Genomic DNA, 20,626 nt, shown 5'->3' on the forward strand with positions numbered 1-20,626 from the left:
GGCACCGCTCGCCGACAGCGCCCGCAGCGCACGGGAGGCGAACCGGCCACCGCCGTGGGCCACCACCTGCACCGCACCGGCCGCACGTGCGGCCCGCACCGCCGCCACGAGGCCGTCATCCACGTCGCGGGACGGGACCGCCGGGATGCGTCCCCGCCCCGAGAACGTGGAGAGCGTCCCGGCCAGGACGTCCGGGAGCATCGGCTCACGGACCACGAGCGTCACCGCCGAGCCCGGGACCGCCTCACGGAGCTGGGTGACCATCGCCGCGCAGCCCTCGGCCAGCGACTGCACCAGGTCACGGCAGGCCCCGTGGTCGCTCAGGACCCGGTCACCCCGGGCCAGGTACAGGACCGCCGCCAACGTCCAGGGGCCACGGACCGACACCACGAGCGGGCCCCGGTAGCCGTGCGCGACGGCCGCGAGGACCTCCAGGTCCTCCCGGATCAGCGACCTGGTGCGTTCCAGGTCCGCGCCCGGGCGGTCGGCGAGCTGCCAGCCGTGCGGCCCCAGGTCCACGGGCATGTCCGTCAGGAGCGCGGCCGTCCGCGGCACCGACTCGGCCCACGGGCCGCGCGCAGGCAGCTGGACCACGGCGGGCAGGCCCTCGACGGTGTCGGGGACCTCGGTGAGGATCTCCAGGGCGGTGCGCTGGGCGTGCGCGGCACCGGTCCCGGGCCACGGACCCAGGAGGGTGACCCCCGTCACCGGTCGGTCCCGGTGATCGTGGCCTGACCCAGCACCCGGTCCTCGTCGTACAGCACCACCGACTGACCGGCCGCCACACCCCGCACCCCCGCAGGGACCTCGACGCGGACCCCCGGCCCGCCGGTCCGCGTGACGATCGCCGGGACCGGGGCCCCGTGGGCACGCAGCTGGGCGTGGCAGTCGAACGGTCGCCCGTCCAAGCCGTCATCGGCCAACCACACGGCGTCCTGCCCGTGCACCGCCCTGACGGTCAAGAGCTCCGCCGGGCCGACGACGACGGTGTTGGTGGCAGCGCTCACGTCCACGACGTAGCGGGGACGCCCGTCGTCGGCCGGGCGCGCGAGCCCCAGGCCCTTGCGCTGGCCCACCGTGAACCCGTAGGCGCCCTGGTGCTCGCCCACGACCCGGCCCTCGACGTCGACCACCGGGCCGGGGCGCTCACCGAGCCGGTCACGCAGGAAGCCGCGGGTGTCGCCGTCGGCCACGAAGCAGATGTCGTAGGAGTCGGGCTTGGCGCTCACGCTCAGCCCCCTGGTCGCCGCCTCACCTCGCACCTCGTCCTTGGTCCGCACGTCACCCAGGGGGAACATGGACCGGGCCAGCCGCTCGCGCCCCATCACCGCCAGGACGTAGGACTGGTCCTTGGCGAGGTCCGCGGACCGGTGCAAGGACCGGGTGCCGTCCGCAGCGATCCGCACCTGGGCGTAGTGCCCGGTGCACACCGCGTCGAACCCCAGGGCCAGGGCCTTGTCCATGAGCGCCTCGAACTTGATGTGCTCGTTGCAGCGCACGCAGGGGTTGGGTGTGCGCCCCGCCTGGTACTCAGAGAGGAAGTCGGCCACGACCGTCTCCTCGAAGCGCTCCGACAGGTCCCACACGTAGTACGGGATCCCCAGGACGTCCGCGGCGCGGCGCGCGTCCCCGGCGTCCTCGATCGAGCAGCAGCCACGCGAGCCGGTGCGGAACTCCGCACGCGACCGCGACAGCGCCATGTGCACACCGACGACGTCGTGGCCGGCGTCGACGGCCCGGGCCGCCGCCACCGCGGAGTCGACGCCGCCCGAGAGAGCTGCCAGGACACGCATGGGCCCAGGGTAAGCGCCCGAGAGACGTCGCCGTCACCCGGCGGCGCGCGCCCGCTCCACGACCTCGGCGATGACCCCGACGACCCGCTCGACGTCCGCCCGGGAGGTCGTACGGCCCAACGACAGCCTCAGGGCCCCGCGAGCCTCCTGCGCGGGCACACCGCACGCCAGCAGCACGTGCGAGGGCTGCGGCACCCCCGCCCGGCACGCCGACCCCGTAGAGCACCGGACGCCGTGGCTGTCCAGCAGGAACAGCAGCGAGTCGCCCTCGCACCCCGGGAACACCACGTGGGCGTTGGCCGGGAGCCGCTCGCCCCCACGGCCCGCCACCCCCGCCCCCTGGGGCAGGGCGTCGGGCACCGCACGGACGATCCCCGCGACCAGCTCGTCCCGCAGGGAAGCCACGCGTGCGGCGAACGCCGGCCGCTCGGTCACGGCGTGGTCGACCGCCACCGCGAACGCGCGCGCCGACGCCACGTCCACCGTCCCCGAGCGCACCCCACGCTCCTGCCCCCCGCCGTGCAGCACCGGCACCAGCGGCACGTCCCGTCGCGCCACCAGGGCCCCCACACCGACGGGTCCGCCGAGCTTGTGACCCGACACGGTCATCGCGTCCGCACCGAGAGCGGCGAACTCCACCTCGAGCTGGCCGACCGCCTGGACCGCGTCGACGTGCACCGGGACCCCGGCGGCGTGCGCCAGCTCGACCGCCTCGTGCACCGGCTGGACCGTGCCGACCTCGTTGTTCGCCCACATCAGGCTCAGCAGAGCCGTCCGGTCGCCGTGAGCGGCGAGCTCGGCCTGGAGGGCACCGAGCTCCACACACCCGGACCGGTCCACCGGGAGGAGCACGACCTCGGCCCCCTCGTGCTCGGCCAGCCACGCCGCCGGGTCCAGCACGGCGTGGTGCTCGACCGCCGAGACCAGCACCCGCGTCCGGTCGGACCGTTCGGCGCGCCGAGCCCAGAAGATCCCCTTGACCGCGAGGTTGTCGGCCTCGGTCCCGCCGGCGGTCAGGATCACCTCGCTGGGCCGGGCCCCCAGGCGCGCCGCCAGCAGCTCGCGGGACTCCTCCACCACCCGCCTGGCCGCCCGGCCGGCGTCGTGGAGCGACGAGGCGTTGCCGGTGCGGCCGAGCTCGACGACCATCGCCTCGATCGCGGCGGGGTGCATCGGCGCCGACGCGGCATGGTCCAGATACACGGTCACGACGCAGGAGTCTACGAACCTGCTGGCAGAATCGTCCCCGTGCCCGACGAGATGCCCGCCCCCGCAGCGCCGCCGCGCGCGTTCAGCGGCTCACGCCTGGGCTGGGCGGACCTCCCCCGGGACGTCCGCGACCGCATCCGCACCCTGGCCGGCGCCGACGTGATCAGCGAGACCAGCGCGACGAACGGGTTCAGCCCCGGCTACGCGGCCCTGGTGGGACTGGGCGACGGGACCCAGGTGTTCGTCAAGGCGGTGTCCCCCGACCAGAACCCGCAGTCCCCCGAGCTCGCCCGGGCAGAGGTAATCGCCGCACAGCACCTCCCCGCGGGGGTGCCTGCACCGCGCCTGCTCTGGGCCCACGACGACGGGCACTGGGTCGTGCTCGGCCTGGAAGCCGTCGAGGGACGCGCACCCCGGATCCCGTGGCAGCCCGACGAGCTCGCGCTGGCCCTCCAGGCCCTGGAACGGCTCGCCGACGTCCACGGGCCCGGACCGGGCACGCTCCCCGACCTCGGCCCGGTCGTGGCCCGCACGGCAGGCGGCTGGGCTCGGCTCACCGACGACGGCGCGACCGTGGACCGGTCGGGGCGGGCGGTGGGCGAGCACGGAGCATGGATGGTGGAGAACCTGGACCGCTTCACCGACTGGGCGGGGTCCGCGCCCGCGGCCTGCGTCGGAAGCAACCTGGTGCACGGTGACATGCGCGCCGACAACCTGATCCTGTCGCCCGGCCCGGGGCGCAGGCTCTGGATGATCGACTGGCCGCACGCCGCCACCGGCGGCGCGCCCTGGTACGACCTGCTGACCATGCTCCCGAGCGTGGCGATGCAGCGCGGCGGCGATCCGCAGGAGATCTTCTGGAGGCACGCGGCGAGCCGGGGGGCCGATCCGGACGCCGTCCGCTCCGTGCTGTGCGCGGTGACCGGGTACCTGGTGCACGAGTCGACCCTCCCGCCGCCGCCGGGGGTGGCGAACCTCCGCCCGTTCCAGCTCGCCCAGGCGCGCGCCGCCCTGGGCTGGCTGCGCGCCGTCAGCCCTGCTCTGCGCGGACCCGCCTGATCTCGGCCGCTGCCTGCGGCAGGACCGTGAACAGGTCACCCACCACGCCGAAGTCCGCGATCTCGAAGATCGGGGCCTCGGGGTCGGAGTTCACGGCCACGATGGTCTCCGACGACTGCATGCCACCGCGGTGGTGCACCGCTCCCGAGACACCTGCGCCGACGTACAGCCGCGGAGAGACGGTCACACCGGTCTGACCGATCTGCGCGTCGTGGCTGATCCAGCCCTCGTCGGTGGCCACACGCGTGGCCCCCACGGCCCCGTCGAGCGCGTCCGCGAGCTCCTCGACCACCGAGAAGTCGCCCTCGGTGCCCCGCCCCCCGACCACGACGGTCCGCGCCTCCCCCAGGTCGGGCCGCCCGGAGGACGGCCGGGGCGTGCGCGAGACCACCCGCGCGCCCCGTTCCTGCACCGGCCCGGCCAGGGCGTGGGTCACGACCTCGGCGACGGAGGGCGCGTCCGAGGACGGTCCTGCCTGCACCGCGTTCGGCTTGAGCGCCACGACCGCGCGCTCGGTGACGACCTCGCTGCGAACGGTCCACGTCGCCGTGAACGCCTGCTGCACGGTCACCACCCGGCCGGCCTCGCCGAGCTCCAGCCCTGACACGTCGACCGCGAGTCCCGCGTCGAGCGCGAGCGCGAGCAACGCGGCGGCCTCCTTGTTCTCGAACGTCGACGAGAGCAGCACCGTCGTGGCGCCTGCAGCGGCGCATACCTCGGCGAGGGCCTGGGCCACGGCCGCCGGGGTGGCGCCGTTCTCCCCGAGCTCGACCTGGTGGACGACGGACGCCCCGTGGGCGGCGAGCGCGGGCAGGTGCTGCTCCGCGCCGTCACCGAGCCACACGGCACCGATGCCGGAGCCCAGCGACCGCGCCGCGGTGAGCAGCTCGTTCGCCGACGCGCGGACGGTTCCCTCGTGGTGGTCGACCAGGACCAGGACGCTGGTGTCGGTCATCGTCTCTCCTCGGGTGGGGCCGGTGCGGGCCCTGGGACTGTCGTGCAGGTGGCGCCGGGTGCGGCGCGGGATGCCTCAGACGAGGCGGTTGTCCACCAGGAACTGCGCCAGGCGCAGACCGGCATCGCCCTCGTCGGTGATCAGGACGCGGTTCTCGCGGGCGGGGCGGGGCTCGGCGGCCAGCACGCGGGTGCGGGAGCCGGCCGCCCCTGCCCGGGACGGGTCCACACCGAGGTCGGCCAGGGACAGCGCCGTCACGGGCTTCTTCCGCGCAGCCATGATCGCCTTGAAGTTCGGGTAGCGCGGCTGGTTCGTCTGGTCGGTGACCGAGACGAGCGCCGGCAAGGGAGCGGTGAGCTCCTCGGTGGCGTGGTCCAGCTCGCGGGTGATCGTCACCTGCCCGTCCGCCACGGCCAGGCGAGCGGCCAGGGTCGCGCGCGGCAGCTCCAGATGGGCCGCCAGGAGCGTCGGCACCACCGACATCAGCCCGTCCAGGGCAGCCATCCCGGTCACCACCAGGTCGACCTGGCCGTCCTGGGCGATGTGGCGCACCGCCGCGGCGAGGATCTCGGCGGTCACCATCGAGTCCGAGCCCGCCAGGGCGTCGTCGTGCACGTGGACGGCCTGGTCGGCGCCCATCTGCAGGCCTCGCCGGACCGCGTCCTCGGCGTCGGCCGGGCCCATCGTGAGGACGACGACCTCGCCGCCGTGCTCCTCGACGAGGGACACGGCAGCCTCGACGGCGTTCTCGTCGAGCTCGTTCAGCGTGCCGTCCCCCCGGGAGCGGTCCACGAGCCCGTCGGACGTGAACGCCCGTTCCCCCTGCACGTCCGGGACGTGCTTGACACAGACCACGATCCTCATCCGGGTCTCCTCCCAGCGATGGCGACCGGGGCAGGCTACCCCGCGGGCCGGACGCGGCCCGCATCGGTCCAGCAGGTGGGGAGAACCGCTCCCGGCGGCCCGAATGACCCAGACTTGTCCCATGAGCACCCGCCTCACGCCCCGACTCGGGGTCCACCTCGCCGGCGACGGCGTCGACGTCGCGGTCCTCGCGTCGCACGCGACCGGCGTCGAGCTGTGCCTGCTCGACCCCGACGCAGGAGCGGACGACGGGTGGGCCGAGCGCCGCACCCCCCTCGACGGCCCCGTGCACGGCGTGTGGTCCGCGCACGTCCCCGGGGTCCGCGCCGGCCAGCACTACGGCTTCCGCGTGCACGGGTCCTGGGACCCCGCGGCCGGGTTCCGCCACAACCCCGCCAAGCTGCTGTTCGACCCGTACGCCAGGGGCGTCGAGGGAGAGCTGGTGCTGGGGCAGAGCGTGCACGGGCACGTGCTCGGGAGCGAGTCCGCACCACGTGCGGACCACCACGACTCGCGCGCCGCGGTCCCGCACGCGGTGGTGGTGGACGAGCGGTTCGACGCGCCACCGGTCGCGCGACCCGCCATCCCCTGGGAGGACACCGTCGTCTACGAGGCGCACGTGCGGGGCCTGACGATGCGCCTGCCCGAGGTGCCCGCGCACCTGCGGGGCACCTACGCCGGGGTGGCGCACCCCGCGACCGTGAACCACCTCAAGGACCTCGGCGTCACCACCATCGAGCTCCTGCCGATCCACGCCTCGGTGGACGAGCCGCACCTCGTCGGCTCCGGGCTGCGCAACTACTGGGGCTACAACACCCTGGGGTTCTTCGCCCCGGAGCCCCGGTACGCGACCGACGGCGCCCGCGCCGCCGGCCCCGGTGCGGTGCTCGCCGAGGTCAAGGGCATGGTGCGGCTGCTGCACGAGGCCGGGATCGAGGTCCTCCTGGACGTGGTGTACAACCACACCTGCGAGGGCGGCACCAACGGCCCGCAGGTGTGCTGGAAGGGCCTGGACCCCACGGTCTACTACATGCACACCGGCGGGCACCCCGCGACGTTCGCCGACGTGACGGGATGCGGCAACAGCCTGGACTTCCGGCGTCCGCGCGTGGTGCAGATGGCCCTGGACTCCCTGCGGTACTGGGCCGAGGACGTGGGGGTGGACGGCTTCCGGTTCGACCTCGCGGTCACCCTGGGTCGCGGTGACGACGGCTTCGACCCCAACCACCCGTTCCTCGTCGCTCTCCAGACCGACCCGGCCCTGAACGGGCTGAAGCTGGTGGCCGAGCCGTGGGACGTCGGCCCCGGCGGGTGGCGCACCGGTGGGTTCCCGCCGCCGTTCGCCGAGTGGAACGACCGGTTCCGGGACGCGGTTCGCCGGTTCTGGCTCGCCGACCCCGCGGCCGCCGCCCACGGCAGGCCAGGCCACGGGGTCCGTGACCTGGCGACCAGGTTGGCGGGATCGGCCGACCTGTTCGGGCACAGCGACCCCCCGCTCGCACGCGGGGTGGTCGCGTCGGTCAACTACGTGACCGCGCACGACGGGTTCACGCTGGCCGACCTCGTCGCCTACGACCACAAGCACAACCAGGCGAACGGCGAGGACAACCGCGACGGCACCGACAACAACCTCTCGTGGAACCACGGGATCGAAGGGCCGGTGCCCTCGGGGTCGGTGGGCATGGAGATCCTGCCGCTCCGACGGCAGTCCATGCGCAACGTCCTGGCCACCCTCCTGCTCTCCGCCGGTACGCCGATGATCACCGCGGGCGACGAGATGGGGCGGACGCAGCACGGCAACAACAACGCCTACAGCCAGGACAACGAGATCTCCTGGTTGTCCTGGGACCTGTCGCCGTGGCGGCGGGACCTGCTCGCCACGACGCGGCACCTCATGCGCCTGCGGCGGGAGCATCCTGCGCTGCGCCGTCGCGAGTTCTACACCGGTCGTCCCCGCCCCGGCGCGGACGACGGACGCCCCGACCTGGACTGGCGCACGGCGGACGGCGCCGCGTTCGACCACGACCGCTGGCACGACCCGTCGGTCCGCACCGTGCAGATGATCAGGACCGCGCCCGACGGGGCCGCGCTGCTCGTGGTGATCAACGGGTCGCTCGACTCGACGCACGTCACGCTCGCCGACGGCACCGCAGGACGCTGGGACCTGGTGTGGGACTCCACCGCAGACCATCCCGGCGAGGTGGTCGAGGCGGCGCTGGAGAGCAACGGCAACGGACCGGTGGAGGGCCCGCCCGGGACCGTCGTCGGCGTGGACCCGTTGTCGATGCGGGTCTACACCGGCTGACCGGGCGGCGCGGCCCGGTCAGCCGGTGCACGGCCCTCAGTGGGCGTTGACGACCAGTCCCATCTCGGCCGGCGAGGAGAGCCCCTCGTGGGTCGGGACCACCCGCACGGTGTACCCGAACGGTCCCGACGCCGCGAGCGCGACCTCGCCTGCGAACGCGTGGCGTCCGGCCTCGTAGGACTCGCGAAGGTCGAGGTCGACGTGGCGGACGTCGCTGAGCTCGTCGGCCTCCGAGACCCGTCCGTGCACGACCTGGACGGCCACGTCCTGGGGCCGTAGGTCACCCAGGGAGACGTACGCCACGACCTTCAGCACGTCCCCGACGTGGGCGGCCTCGGTGACTCCCTCGGACTCCACGTGGTCCACGTGCACGGCCGGCCAGCCGGCCCGGACCTCGGACTTCCAGGCGGCGAGCTCCCCGGCCCTGGCGTGCCGGTCGGTCGCCATGCGGGCCCCGGCGCCCGCAGCGGGCGCGTAGAGCCGCGTGACGTAGTCGGCGACCATGCGGGTGGCCTGCACCTTCGGTCCGAGCGTCGCGAGGGTGTGCCGCACCATCCCCAGCCAGGCGAACGGAAGTCCGCGGTCGTCACGGTCGTAGAACCGCGGGGCGACGTGGTTCTCTATCAGGTCGTACAGCGCCGTGGCCTCGAGGTCGTCACGGCGATCGGGGTCGTCGACGCCGTCAGCGGTCGGGATCGCCCAGCCGTTCTCGCCGTCGAACCACTCGTCCCACCAGCCGTCGAGGATGGAGAGGTTCAGGCCCCCGTTGAGCGCGGCCTTCATCCCGGAGGTGCCACAGGCCTCGAGGGGTCGAAGCGGGTTGTTCAACCACACGTCGCAGCCCGGGTACAGGCGCTGGGCCATGGCGATGTCGTAGTTGGGCAGGAACACGATCCGGTGGCGGACGTCGGGGTCGTCGGCGAACCTCACCAGCTGTTGGATGAGGCGCTTGCCCTGGTCGTCGGCCGGATGGGACTTGCCTGCGATCACCAGCTGGACCGGTCGCTCGGGGTGGAGCAGCAGTGCCTTGAGACGCTCGGGGTCGCGGAGCATGAGGGTCAGACGCTTGTAGGTGGGCACGCGCCGGGCGAACCCGATCGTCAGGACGTCGGGATCCAGGACGTCCTCGATCCACCCGAGCTCGGCGGGGCTCGCGCCGCGGCGTCGCCACGAGGCCCGGACGCGCGACCGGGCGTCGGCGACGAGCTGGGCGCGCAGCGCCCGACGCACCTCCCACAGCTCACCGTCGGCCACGCCGTCCTGGCGGCGCCAGCCGGTGCCGTCGGCGACCTCTGCCGGTGAGAGGCGGGAGGCTGCGAGGTCGCTCAGGCGACGGTCGACCCAGGTCGGGGAGTGGACGCCGTTGGTGACCGAGGAGATCGGCACCTCACCTTCGTCGAAGCCGGGCCACAGGCCGCTGAACATGCCGCGGGACACGTCCCCGTGCAGCAGCGAGACCCCGTTGGCGCGTCCCCCGAGCCGCAGGCCCATCACCGCCATGTTGAACAGCGTGGGGTCACCCCCCTCGTAGTCCTCACGGCCCAGCGCGAGGACCCGGTCGACGGGGACGCCCTCGGTCGCGAGGTCTCCGACGAAGTAGCGCTGGACGAGCTCGGCCTCGAACCGGTCGATGCCGGCGGGGACCGGGGTGTGGGTCGTGAACACGGTCGCGGCACGCACGGCCTCGAGCGCGGCGTCGAACCCGAGACCCGTCTCGGCCACGAGCTCGCGGATGCGCTCGACCCCGAGGAAGCCCGCGTGCCCCTCGTTGGTGTGGTAGATCGCGGGCTCGGGTGCACCGGACAACCGCGACCACAGCCGCAGCGCACGCACACCACCGACGCCGAGCAGCAGCTCCTGCTGCAGGCGGTGCTCTCCGCCGCCGCCGTAGAGCCGGTCGGTGACACGGCGGGCCAGGTCGTCGTTCTCGTGCACGTTGGAGTCCAGCAGCAGCAGCGGGACCCGGCCGACGTCGGCCTTCCAGACGTGGGCGTGCAGGTGGCGCCCACCCGGAAGCCCGAGCGACACCCGGGCAGGGGTGCCGTCGGCCTCACGCAGCAGAGTCAGGGGCAGTCCGTCAGGGTCGAGCACGGGGTAGCTCTCGACCTGCCAGCCGTCCCGGGTCAGCGCCTGGTGGAAGTACCCGGAGCCGTACAGCAGGCCCACACCGACGATCGGGACACCGAGGTCCGAGGCGCTCTTGAGGTGGTCGCCGGCGAGGATCCCGAGGCCCCCGGAGTACTGCGGCAGGACGGAGGTGATGCCGAACTCGGGTGAGAAGTAGGCGATCGCCTGCGGCAGGTCCGCCCCCGCGCCGGGGGCGGCGTCCTGGTACCAGCGGGGTTCGGTCAGGTACGTGCGCAGATCGGCGTGTGCCCGGCGGACCGCGGCGACGAAGGCCTGGTCGCGCGCGAGGCCTTCGAGGCGGTCGGGGGACAACGAGCCCAGGAACTTGACAGGGTCGGCACCGACCTCCTCCCAGAGCCCCGGGTCGATGGCGGCGAACAGGTCCTGTGTCGGGGCGTGCCAGGACCAGCGGAGGTTGTGGGCGAGCTCGTCGAGACCCTCGAGCTCGCGTGGCAGGACGGTGCGGACGGTGAATCGGCGGATGGCTCTCACAGTCGCGAGCCTACGCGCAGCCACATGGGGTCGGCCAGAGTTTCTGCAACACCATGAAAACCTTGCAGAAGCGTGCGGGCCGCACCAGATGCCTCCCCCCGCAGCCGTCGGTAGGTTCAGAGGCGTGACGCCCACCACGCCACCTCCAGCCAGCCGGTCCCGACGCCCCTCGGCGACCACCGCAGCCGCGCCGACGGCGAGCCCGACCCGGCCTCCCGCGCCGGCAGCCGGCGCGCCGAGCACCGCGCCGACCACGGAACCGACCACGGTCACGGCTCCGATCGGCCGCATCCCCGTCATCGACGTCGCCCCCGTCCTGGAAGGCGGCAGATGGCCTGCACGAGCGGTCGTCGGCGAGGCGGTCGAGGTCACCGCCACGGTGTTCCGCGAGGGCCACGACGCGGTCGCCGCGACCGCCGTGCTCGTGGACCCCGACGGGTGCGACCACACCCAGGTGCGCATGGACCTGGTCAACGCCGGCCTGGACCACCACCGGGCCGACCTCGTGCCGGACCGCGAGGGCCGTTGGGGCCTGCGCGTCGAGGGGTGGTCCGACCCCTACGGCACATGGCACCACGACGCCACGCTCAAGATCGACGCCGGCGTCGACGTCGAGCTCATGCTCGCTGAGGGGGCCGCGCTCCTCGAACGAGCCGCGACCCGTGGCGGAACCGCACCCGAGCACGCGCGCGCCCTCCAGGACGCCGTGACCGGGCTGCGCGACACCCGCCGCCCCCCGCAGGCACGCCTGGCCGCCGGCACTGCCGACGAGGTGAAGGCCGCACTGGCGGCGCACCCCGTGCGCGAGCACGTCACCGCCTCGCCCACCTACCCCCTCGAGGTCCAGCGCCGGCTCGCCCTCGTGGGGTCCTGGTACGAGATGTTCCCGCGCTCCGAGGGCGCCACGTACGACCCCCAGGAGCACCGCTGGACCTCGGGCACCCTCCGCACCGCCGCCGAGCGTCTGCCCGCGATCGCCGACATGGGTTTCGACGTGGTGTACCTCACACCGATCCACCCCATCGGCACCACCCACCGCAAGGGCCGCAACAACTCCCTCACGTGCGAACCCGGCGACCCCGGCTCGCCCTACGCGATCGGCTCCCCCGACGGCGGCCACGACGCCATCCACCCCGAGCTGGGCACCTTCGAGGACTTCGACGCGTTCGTCGCCGACGCCCGTGCCGCAGGCCTCGAGGTGGCCCTGGACCTCGCTCTCCAGTGCTCCCCCGACCACCCGTGGGTGACCGAGCACCCGGAGTGGTTCACCACGCGCATCGACGGGACCATCGCCTACGCCGAGAACCCCCCCAAGAAGTACCAGGACATCTACCCGCTGAACTTCGACAACGATCCCGAGGGCATCTACGCCGAGGTCCGTCGGGTCCTGCAGGTGTGGATCGACCACGGCGTGACCGCGTTCCGTGTCGACAACCCGCACACCAAGCCGCTGTCGTTCTGGGAACGGATCCTGGCCGACGTGGCGAAGGACCACCCCGAGGTGATCTTCCTGTCGGAGGCGTTCACCAAGCCGGCGATGATGCACACCCTGGCCCGCATCGGGTTCCACCAGTCCTACACGTACTTCACCTGGCGGAACACCAAGGAGGACCTCGCCGAGTACCTCACGGAGGTCTCCGGGCCCGCGGCGGCCTACATGCGCCCCAGCTTCTGGCCCACCACCCACGACATCCTCACCCCCTACATGCAGCACGGGGGGACGGCGGCCTTCGCGATCCGCGCCGTGCTCGCCGCGACCGGGTCCCCGACGTGGGGGATCTACTCCGGCTACGAGTTCGTGGAGAACGTCCCCCGACCCGGGGCCGAGGAGCAGATCGACAACGAGAAGTACGAGTTCAAGCCGAGGGACTGGGCGGCCGCCGAGGAGATCGGCATCTCCCGCCTCCTCACCGACCTGAACCGGATCCGACGGGAGCACCCGGCCCTGCAGCGCCTGCGCGGTCTGACCGTGCACCCGACGAACGACGACGCCACGCTCTGCTTCTCACGACGGGTCACCGCCGCGCAGTCGCCCACAGGCGTGGAGGACACGGTGATCGTGGTGGTGAACACCGACCCCCACCACGTCCGTGAGGCCGTGATCGAGCTCGACCTGGAGGCGCTCGGTCTTCCCACCGGACCCGGCACCCGGTTCGCCGCCCACGACCTGCTCTCGGGAGACACCTACCCGTGGCACGAGCGCCCCTACGTCCGGCTCGACCCGTGGAAGCAGTGCGCCCACGTGCTCGGCGTGAGGCAGTGGTGAGCCGGCCGCCCGGGGCAGACGAGCGTCCGGAGCCCGCCCCGGTCGACACCGGGCCCGGACGCGCCGATGCCGCCGTCGCCACCCCGGCCGACCCCGTGCGTGCGCTGCCCGCACGCCACCACCCGGCGGCACCCGCACCCCCGCGGCCCGGCGGGTTGAGCGACGACCCCGAGTGGTACCGCACAGCGGTGTTCTACGAGGTGATGCTGCGCTGCTTCGCCGACTCCACCGGCGCCGGCACGGGCGACCTCCGCGGCCTGATCGACCGGCTCGACTACCTGCAGTGGCTGGGCGTCGACTGCCTCTGGCTACCTCCGTTCTACCCCTCACCCCTGCGCGACGGGGGGTACGACGTCTCGGACTACACCGCGATCGCGCCCCAGTACGGGACCACCGGCGACTTCACCGAGCTCATCGAGAAGGCCCACGCCCGGGGCATCCGGATCATCATCGACCTGGTGATGAACCACACCAGCGACCAGCACCCGTGGTTCCAGGCTTCACGTGCGGACCCGGAGGGTCCGTACGGCGACTTCTACGTGTGGAGCGACGAGAGCACGCGCTACGAGGACGCGCGGATCATCTTCGTCGACACAGAGACCTCCAACTGGTCGTTCGACCCCGTCCGGCGGCAGTACTACTGGCACCGGTTCTTCAGCCACCAGCCCGACCTCAACTTCGAGAACGCCCACGTGCGCGAGGCGATGCTCGACGTCGCCCGGTACTGGTTGCGCCTGGGTGTGGACGGGTTCCGTCTGGACGCCGTGCCCTACCTCTTCGAGGAGGAGGGCACCAACTGCGAGAACCTGCCACGCACGCACGCCTACCTCGCCGAGATGCGTGCCATGGTCGACGCGGAGTTCCCCGGCCGGATCATGCTCGCCGAGGCCAACCAGTGGCCCGAGGACGTCGTGGACTACTACGGCACCGACGACGCCCCCGAGTGCCACATGTGCTTCCACTTCCCGGTGATGCCACGGATCTTCTACGCGATCAAGGACCAGCGCGCCAACCAGCTCGTCGACATCCTCGCCGACACCCCCACCATCCCCGTGACCGGCGGGCAGTGGAGCACGTTCCTGCGGAACCACGACGAGCTCACCCTCGAGATGGTCTCGACCGAGGAGCGCGCCTCGATGTACGGGTGGTACGCACCCGACCCGCGGATGCGCGCCAACGTCGGGATCCGTCGCCGGCTCGCCCCCCTGCTCGACAACTCCCGTGCAGAGATCGAGCTCTCACACGCCCTGCTCCTGTCACTGCCGGGCAGCCCGTGCCTGTACTACGGGGACGAGATCGGCATGGGGGACAACATCTGGCTGCCCGACCGGGACGCCGTCCGTACCCCCATGCAGTGGACGCCGGACCGCAACGCCGGCTTCTCCACCGCCGACCCCGGCAAGCTGTACCTGCCGGTCATCCAGTCGCTGGTGCACCACTACAACAGCACGAACGTCGAGGCCCAGCTCGCACAGCCCACGTCGCTGCTGCACTGGGTCCACGGGATGCTGGCCGTACGCCGCCAGCACCCCGTGTTCGGGACCGGGGAGTTCGTCCCGCTCCGGTGCGACAGCGAGTCGGTGCTGGCCTACCTGCGACGCAACGACCAGGAGACCGTGCTGTGCGTGGCCAACCTGGCCTCCACGCCTCGGTCGGCGCGCGTCCACCTGCCCGAGCATGCCGGGCACTCCCTGCACGACCTCTTCGGCCACGCACCGTTCCCCCGGGTCGACGACCACGGCGACGCCGTCCTGACCCTCGGCTCGCGCGACTTCTTCTGGCTCGCGGTGACGCCCCCGCAGTGACCCGGACCGGCCCACGGAAGGACACCGCCCATGACCGGCACACCGACCCTGGACGACGTCCGTCGCACCCGCCCCGCCCAGGACCCCGGCGTGGTGCGCCTGCTCCAGGAGTGGGCCCCCACACGTCGGTGGTACCCGGCCAAGACCGACCCACGACGACCGACGTCGTCGGGGGTGATCGACCTCACCGACCCCCAGGGTGCGGCCACGGTCCAGGTCCACCTGCTGTCCCTGCCCGACGGGGCCACGCTCCAGGTACCGGTGACGCTGCACACCTCGCCGCCCCCGGACCTGCTCACCCCCCACGACGTCGCCGTCCTCGGCACCGTCGACGGCACCACCGTCGTCGACGGGTGCAGCGACCCGGCTTTCCTGCGAGCCTGGCTCGCAGCGGCCACCGGCCCGGCTCCCACCCCCGGCACGTCCGACCCCGCCGCGCCGTCGTCACCCCTCTCCGGGGCGCGGGTGGTCAGCGGGGAGCAGTCCAACACCTCGGTGATGCTCCCCGGGCACAGCCCGCCCGGGATCCTCAAGGTGTTCCGCGTGCTGGGCAGCGGCCCCAACCCCGACATCGAGATCCCGCTCGCGCTCAGCGCCTTCTGGGACGGGGTCCCCGCCCCCCTCAGCTGGATCGCCGCGGACTGGGCCGCACCGCACGGACCCGGGCACCTGGGAGTCCTCAGCCGGTTGGTGCCCGACGCACATGACGGGTTCGCCCTCGCCTGCGACCACGCACGCCGGGGCACGCACCTGGACGACCTCGCGGTCGACCTCGGTGCGACCACCGCCCACATGCACCGGGCCCTGAGGACGGCGTTGCCCGTCACCCGGGGCAGCGACCACCCGCAGGTGGTCGCCGCCCTGCGGACCCGCGCGCAGAACGCCCTGGAGGTCGTCCCCGAGCTCGAGCCCCGACGCGCCGGGATCGAACGGGTCCTGTCGGCGACCGCCGACCTGGACCTGCCACCGGTGCAGCGGGTGCACGGCGACTACCACCTGGGCCAGGTGCTGCACTCCCCCGGCGGGTGGACCGTCCTGGACTTCGAGGGCGAGCCGCAGGCCAGCCCTGCCGAACGCACCCGACCGGACCTGGCGCTGCGGGACCTCGCGGGGATGCTCAGGTCCTTCGACTACGCCCAGGCCGTGGGCGAGGGGCAGGACCCCACCTGGGTCGGACGGGCGCGTGCGGACCTGCTGCGCGGCTACCAGGACGTCACCGGCGACCCGGTCGAACCGCGCACACTGCGGGCGCTGGAGCTCGACAAGGCCCTGTACGAGGTGGTCTACGAGGCGCGCAACCGCCCGGCCTGGGTCCCGATCCCCCTGCAGGGCGTCGACCGGATCCTGGAGGCCGCATGACCGGGCGGCGTTCCTTGGTGCAGGCTGTGACGCACCGTGGCAGGGTTGTGACATGACGACCCCGTCCCAGCAGACGCCATCCGAGCAGACGACCGTCAGCCCACGTCACGTTCCCGTCGAGGAGATCGACGCGATCGCCTCGGGCACCCACCAGGACCCGCACCGGGTCCTGGGCGCCCACGTGCGGACCGACCCGGACGTCGTCACCGTCCGGGCCCTGCGGCCGCTCGCCGACGCGGTCGTCGTGGTCACGGCCCACGGCGAGCACGCCGCCACCCACGAGCACGCCGGGGTCTGGGTCTGCGCGTTCCCCGGTGGCACCGTCCCCGACTACCGGCTCCGGGTGACCTATGGCGACCACACCGAGATCCAGGACGACCCGTACCGCTTCCTGCCCACGCTCGGCGAGATGGACCTGCACCTCATCGCCGAAGGCCGTCACGAAGAGCTGTGGACGGTCCTCGGGGCCAACGTCCGGTCCTTCCCCAGCGAGCTCGGCACCGTGAACGGCACCGCCTTCGCGGTGTGGGCGCCCAACGCCCGCGCCGTGCGCCTGATCGGTGACTTCAACCACTGGCAGGGCGCGGCGTCCACCATGCGTGCCCTCGGCTCGAGCGGTGTCTGGGAGCTGTTCGTCCCCGACGTGGGACCCGGCACCCGCTACAAGTTCGAGATCCTCACCCGCGACGGCTCGTGGCGGCAGAAGGCCGACCCCCTCGCCAAGGGCACGGAGGTGCCACCTGCGACCGCGTCGGTCGTGGTCACCTCCGAGCACACCTGGGGGGACCAGGACTGGCTCGACACCAGGTCCCGGCGCGACCCGCACCAAGGGCCGATGAGCGTCTACGAGGTGCACCTCGGCTCCTGGCGTCGAGGTCTGGGCTACCGGGAGCTCGCCGACCAGCTGGCCGACTACGTCTCGACACTGGGCTTCACCCACGTGGAGCTGCTTCCCGTGGCCGAGCACCCGTTCGGCGGCTCGTGGGGCTACCAGGTCTCGTCCTACTACGCCCCGACGTCCAGGTTCGGGAGCCCCGACGACTTCCGGTACCTGGTCGACCGGCTGCACCAGGCCGGCATCGGAGTGCTCCTGGACTGGGTGCCGGCGCACTTCCCCAAGGACGAGTGGGCACTGGGCCGGTTCGACGGGACGCCCCTGTACGAGCACCCCGACCCCCTGCTCGGTGAGCAGCCCGACTGGGGCACCTACGTGTTCGACTTCGGTCGCAACGAGGTCCGCAACTTCCTGGTGGCCAACGCCACCTACTGGCTCGAGGAGTTCCACATCGACGGACTACGCGTCGATGCCGTCGCGTCGATGCTGTACCTGGACTACTCCCGCAACCACGGCCAGTGGCGCCCCAACGTCCATGGCGGCCGGGAGAACCTCGAGGCGATCCGGTTCATCCAGGAGGCCAACGCGACCGCCTACCGGCGGACGCCCGGCATCGTCATGATCGCCGAGGAGTCGACGGCCTGGCCCGGCGTCACCACCGCCACCGACAAGGGCGGCCTCGGCTTCGGCCTGAAGTGGAACATGGGGTGGATGAACGACACCCTGCGGTACCTGGCCGAGGAGCCCATCAACCGCCGGTACCACCACCACGAGGTCACCTTCTCCCTCGTGTACGCCTTCTCGGAGCAGTTCACCCTGCCGCTCAGCCACGACGAGGTCGTCCACGGCAAGGGCTCGCTCCTGGGCAAGATGCCCGGTGACCCCTGGCAGAAGGCCGCCGGCCTTCGGGCCCTGCTCGCCTACCAGTGGACCCACCCCGGCAAGCAGCTGCTGTTCATGGGCGGCGAGCTCGGGCAGGAGACCGAGTGGGCCGAGAGCCAGAGCCTGCCCTGGGACCTCTTGGACGACGACCGCCACTGCGGGATCTCCCGCCTGGTGCGCGACCTGAACCGGTTCTACCGCGACGAGCCCGCCCTGTGGGCCGCGGACTTCGACCCGGCGGGCTTCGAGTGGATCGACGCCCAGGACGCCGACCACAACGTCCTGTCGTTCGTCCGTCGTGACGGTCAGGGACGTGAGCTGGTGACCGTGGTCAACTTCGCGGGCACACCCCACGAGCACTACCGGCTCGGCCTGCCCGGCCCGGGCCGGTGGCGTGAGGCCATCAACACCGATGCCGAGACCTACGGCGGCTCAGGGGTGGGGAACCTCGGCCACGTCGAGGCCGAAGCCGTGCCCCACCACGCCCAGAGCCACTCGGTGGCGCTCCGGGTCCCACCCCTGGCGGTTCTCGTCCTGGTCCCGGAAGGTCAGTAGAGGGCGCTCGCCAACGAGCGCCTCGCCAGCATCACCCGCTCGTCGGCGTCACCCACCACCAGGAACAGCTCGACGAGCCGGGCCCGCACGGCCTCCCGCTCCTCCCCACGGGTGGACCTCACCACGTCCAGGAGCCGGGAGAACGCGTCCTCCACCTTGCCTCCCGCCAGGTCCAGGTCGGCCACGACCATCTGCGCCCGGACGTCGTGCGGGGCGTCGGCGGCGGCACGGCGGGCCGCTGCCAGGTCCACGTCCTGCACCCGGCGCAGGAGCTCGACCTGCGCGAGGCCCGCGCGCGCCTCGTCGTCACGCGGGTTCTCGGCGAGAGCCCGGTCGTAGGCGTCGGCGGCGCCCGCGAGGTCCTCCCGCTCGATGGCGTCGAACGCCTCCTGGTGCAGGGGCGGCAACGGCTCCTCCGGCTCGGCGTCCTCCTCCGGGGCCGGGTCGACGCCCACCCGTCCCGTCACCCCGTTGGCCGCCGCGGCCTGCAGGAGCTGGTCCAGCACGCCGCGAACCTCCTCCAGGGCAGCGGCGCCCTGGAACAGAGGCACGGGCTGGCCCTTGAGCACGGCGACCACGGTCGGGACCGTCTGGGCGCCGAACGCCTGCGCGACCTGGGGCAGCGCCTCGGCGTCCACCCGGGCCAGAAGGAACTTTCCTTCCATCTCAGCGGCCAGGGCCACCAGGTCCCGGACCGTCCCTGAGCTCGCCTCGCTCCACGCGGCCCACAGCACGAACACCACCGGGACCTCGACCGAGCGCTGCACGACCTCGCCGAAGGCAGCCTCGTCGGCGACGTCCACCACCGCGCCCCCGGTGGCGGGGTTCGGGCCCCCCGGGGGCGGGGCCGGGGCCCGACCCAGGCCGGACAGGTCAACGGCGCCCCGGACGTCAAGGCGGGGCCGAGCTTCAGGTGACTGCGTCATGCCTCTTCTCTACCGTATCGGTGCCGCTCTCGGCACACCCGGCGCCGGGGGAAGGGGCCTGCGGTGCGTCACTCCCCGGTCACCTCGGTCGCGGTGTGCTCGGCGCCGAGGACCTCGATGAGGCCCTCGGACCCGGCCGGGGGAACGGAGAACGCCAGCACGCTCGTCCAGGTGATCGCCAGGGACTCCGAGACCGTCTCCTCGCCCAGCAGGGCGGCCGTCTCCGCACCGACGGTCAAGGTCGAGTCCTCGAGCGTGATCGTCGTGATGGTCTCCATCGTGCCGACCACGATCGCACCACCGTCAGCGGTGCCGATCACCTGCGGAGCACCCTCGCCCGGACGGTACCGCTGCGACAGGGTGCCGTTCTCGTCGACCAGGCTCCGGAAGGCACGCCGCGTCGTCGCGATCCCCTCCCGCAACGGGTCCTCCTCGAACAGGTCCCAGTGCTCGGCCTCGTCGTTCTCACGCAGGAGGTCCACATAGCCCTGGACGACCTCCTCGGGATCCAGGACCAGGTCGCCGGCGTCCGTCACCTCGCTCCCGAGCTCGGGCTGGTTGGTCGCCGGCATCTGCACCCCGGGGAACAGGCGGGCCCAGGCCCACAACCGGTACGGGTCGCGCGGCTCGGCCTGGACCAGGGTCAGCAGGAGCGGGGGCTGAAGGTCCTCCGGGGCCTCGGTCACGACCATGACGGTGCGTGGCCACTCCTGGGTGGTGGGCACGATCACGGTCTGGGCCCGCGCCGGGACCACGGTGACCACGCCCTCGTCGTCGTCCGCGGCGTCGGCCACCTCGTACTCGGCCGACCGCAGCGTCAGGGCCGGGCCCTCGACCCGGCCACGCAGGATCGAGGCATCGCCCTCGGCGTCCGCCTCGGCAAGGACGTCCGCCAGGTCGTCGAGAACGCGGTCGACCTGAGCCGGGACGACCGCCGGCGGCGGTGCGCCCTGCGGCTCCGGGTCAGGTTCGGGCAGCGGGCTCGCGCACGCGGCCAGCAGCACGCAGAGGGCGACCGCCCCGGTCGTGACCGTCACGCGGGGTGGGACCCTCATCGACGCTCTCCTTCCTCGTGCACGTCCTCGGGGCCGTGACCTCCACCGGGGAAGCCCCAGGCGCGGCGCCAGGCGTCCGCGGTCGCGGTCGACGGGGAGTCGGGAGCGCCGGCAGGCTGCCCGCCGCCCGACGCCGCGT

14 protein-coding genes are annotated in these 20,626 nt (G+C 72.9%); 6 read left to right on the plus strand and 8 right to left on the minus strand.

Going from position 1 to position 20,626, the window contains the following annotated elements:
- The 3 genes from N869_RS05265 to N869_RS05275 all read right to left on the minus strand — a co-directional run.
- On the minus strand, window positions 1–708 hold a 708-nt coding region (locus N869_RS05265; protein WP_035058809.1), incomplete at its 3' end, for a uroporphyrinogen decarboxylase/cobalamine-independent methonine synthase family protein.
- Window positions 705–1,793 (minus strand): tRNA 2-thiouridine(34) synthase MnmA, encoded by a 1,089-nt coding sequence (gene mnmA, locus N869_RS05270; RefSeq protein WP_035058812.1) that lies wholly within the window; start codon window positions 1,791–1,793, stop codon window positions 705–707. The genes N869_RS05265 and mnmA, both read right to left, overlap by 4 nt.
- Window positions 1,794–1,826: 33 nt before the next feature.
- A complete protein-coding gene (locus tag N869_RS05275; RefSeq protein WP_084136463.1) occupies window positions 1,827–3,002 on the minus strand; it encodes a cysteine desulfurase family protein in 1,176 nt (391 codons plus the stop codon).
- A 39-nt stretch (window positions 3,003–3,041) separates the two neighbouring features.
- Here N869_RS05275 and N869_RS05280 point away from each other — a divergent pair, with 39 nt between their 5' ends.
- The gene (locus N869_RS05280) at window positions 3,042–4,061 is read left to right on the plus strand and encodes a phosphotransferase family protein (RefSeq protein WP_232229619.1); all 1,020 of its coding nucleotides are present in this window, start codon (window positions 3,042–3,044) and stop codon (window positions 4,059–4,061) included.
- Here N869_RS05280 and N869_RS05285 read toward each other — a convergent pair.
- Together N869_RS05285 and N869_RS05290 are read right to left on the minus strand one after the other, a co-directional pair.
- Window positions 4,033–5,016 carry an electron transfer flavoprotein subunit alpha/FixB family protein gene (locus tag N869_RS05285; RefSeq protein WP_035058815.1) on the minus strand — a complete coding sequence of 328 codons (984 nt, stop codon included), beginning with the start codon at window positions 5,014–5,016 and terminating at the stop codon, window positions 4,033–4,035. The two genes, N869_RS05280 and N869_RS05285, sit on opposite strands and share 29 nt — an antisense overlap.
- Window positions 5,017–5,091: 75 nt before the next feature.
- Entirely contained in the window at window positions 5,092–5,880 is a 789-nt protein-coding gene (locus N869_RS05290) for an electron transfer flavoprotein subunit beta/FixA family protein (RefSeq protein ID WP_035058818.1), read from the minus strand.
- Between the two features lie 121 nt (window positions 5,881–6,001).
- Between N869_RS05290 and glgX the strand changes: the two genes are divergently transcribed.
- The gene (gene glgX / locus N869_RS05295) at window positions 6,002–8,185 is read left to right on the plus strand and encodes a glycogen debranching protein GlgX (protein ID WP_035058821.1); all 2,184 of its coding nucleotides are present in this window, start codon (window positions 6,002–6,004) and stop codon (window positions 8,183–8,185) included.
- Between the two features lie 36 nt (window positions 8,186–8,221).
- Here glgX and glgP read toward each other — a convergent pair whose 3' ends face one another.
- A complete protein-coding gene (glgP, locus tag N869_RS05300; RefSeq protein ID WP_035058824.1) occupies window positions 8,222–10,804 on the minus strand; it encodes an alpha-glucan family phosphorylase in 2,583 nt (860 codons plus the stop codon).
- Window positions 10,805–10,892: 88 nt separating this feature from the next.
- Between glgP and N869_RS05305 the strand changes: the two genes are divergently transcribed.
- From N869_RS05305 to glgB, 4 genes are all read left to right on the plus strand, one after another.
- Window positions 10,893–13,070: an alpha-1,4-glucan--maltose-1-phosphate maltosyltransferase gene (locus tag N869_RS05305; protein WP_084136466.1), complete on the plus strand. Its 2,178-nt coding sequence runs from the start codon at window positions 10,893–10,895 to the stop codon at window positions 13,068–13,070.
- Between the two features lie 104 nt (window positions 13,071–13,174).
- Window positions 13,175–14,875: a maltose alpha-D-glucosyltransferase gene (treS, locus tag N869_RS05310; RefSeq protein WP_232229620.1), complete on the plus strand. Its 1,701-nt coding sequence runs from the start codon at window positions 13,175–13,177 to the stop codon at window positions 14,873–14,875.
- 30 nt (window positions 14,876–14,905) lie between these two features.
- The gene (locus N869_RS05315; RefSeq protein ID WP_052105063.1) at window positions 14,906–16,234 is read left to right on the plus strand and encodes a maltokinase N-terminal cap-like domain-containing protein; all 1,329 of its coding nucleotides are present in this window, start codon (window positions 14,906–14,908) and stop codon (window positions 16,232–16,234) included.
- A 52-nt stretch (window positions 16,235–16,286) separates the two neighbouring features.
- Window positions 16,287–18,506 carry a 1,4-alpha-glucan branching protein GlgB gene (gene glgB / locus N869_RS05320; RefSeq protein WP_035058826.1) on the plus strand — a complete coding sequence of 740 codons (2,220 nt, stop codon included), beginning with the start codon at window positions 16,287–16,289 and terminating at the stop codon, window positions 18,504–18,506.
- On the opposite strand, the gene N869_RS05325 is transcribed toward glgB, so the two are convergent.
- The gene (locus N869_RS05325) at window positions 18,500–19,432 is read right to left on the minus strand and encodes a tetratricopeptide repeat protein (RefSeq protein WP_035058828.1); all 933 of its coding nucleotides are present in this window, start codon (window positions 19,430–19,432) and stop codon (window positions 18,500–18,502) included. The two genes, glgB and N869_RS05325, sit on opposite strands and share 7 nt — an antisense overlap.
- 68 nt (window positions 19,433–19,500) lie before the next feature.
- The gene (locus N869_RS05330) at window positions 19,501–20,487 is read right to left on the minus strand and encodes a hypothetical protein (protein WP_156968353.1); all 987 of its coding nucleotides are present in this window, start codon (window positions 20,485–20,487) and stop codon (window positions 19,501–19,503) included.
- Between the last annotated feature and the right edge of the window lie 139 nt (window positions 20,488–20,626).

Source organism: Cellulomonas bogoriensis 69B4 = DSM 16987 (assembly GCF_000767165.1).
In the GTDB taxonomy this organism is placed as follows: Bacteria; Actinomycetota; Actinomycetes; order Actinomycetales; family Cellulomonadaceae; genus Actinotalea; species Actinotalea bogoriensis.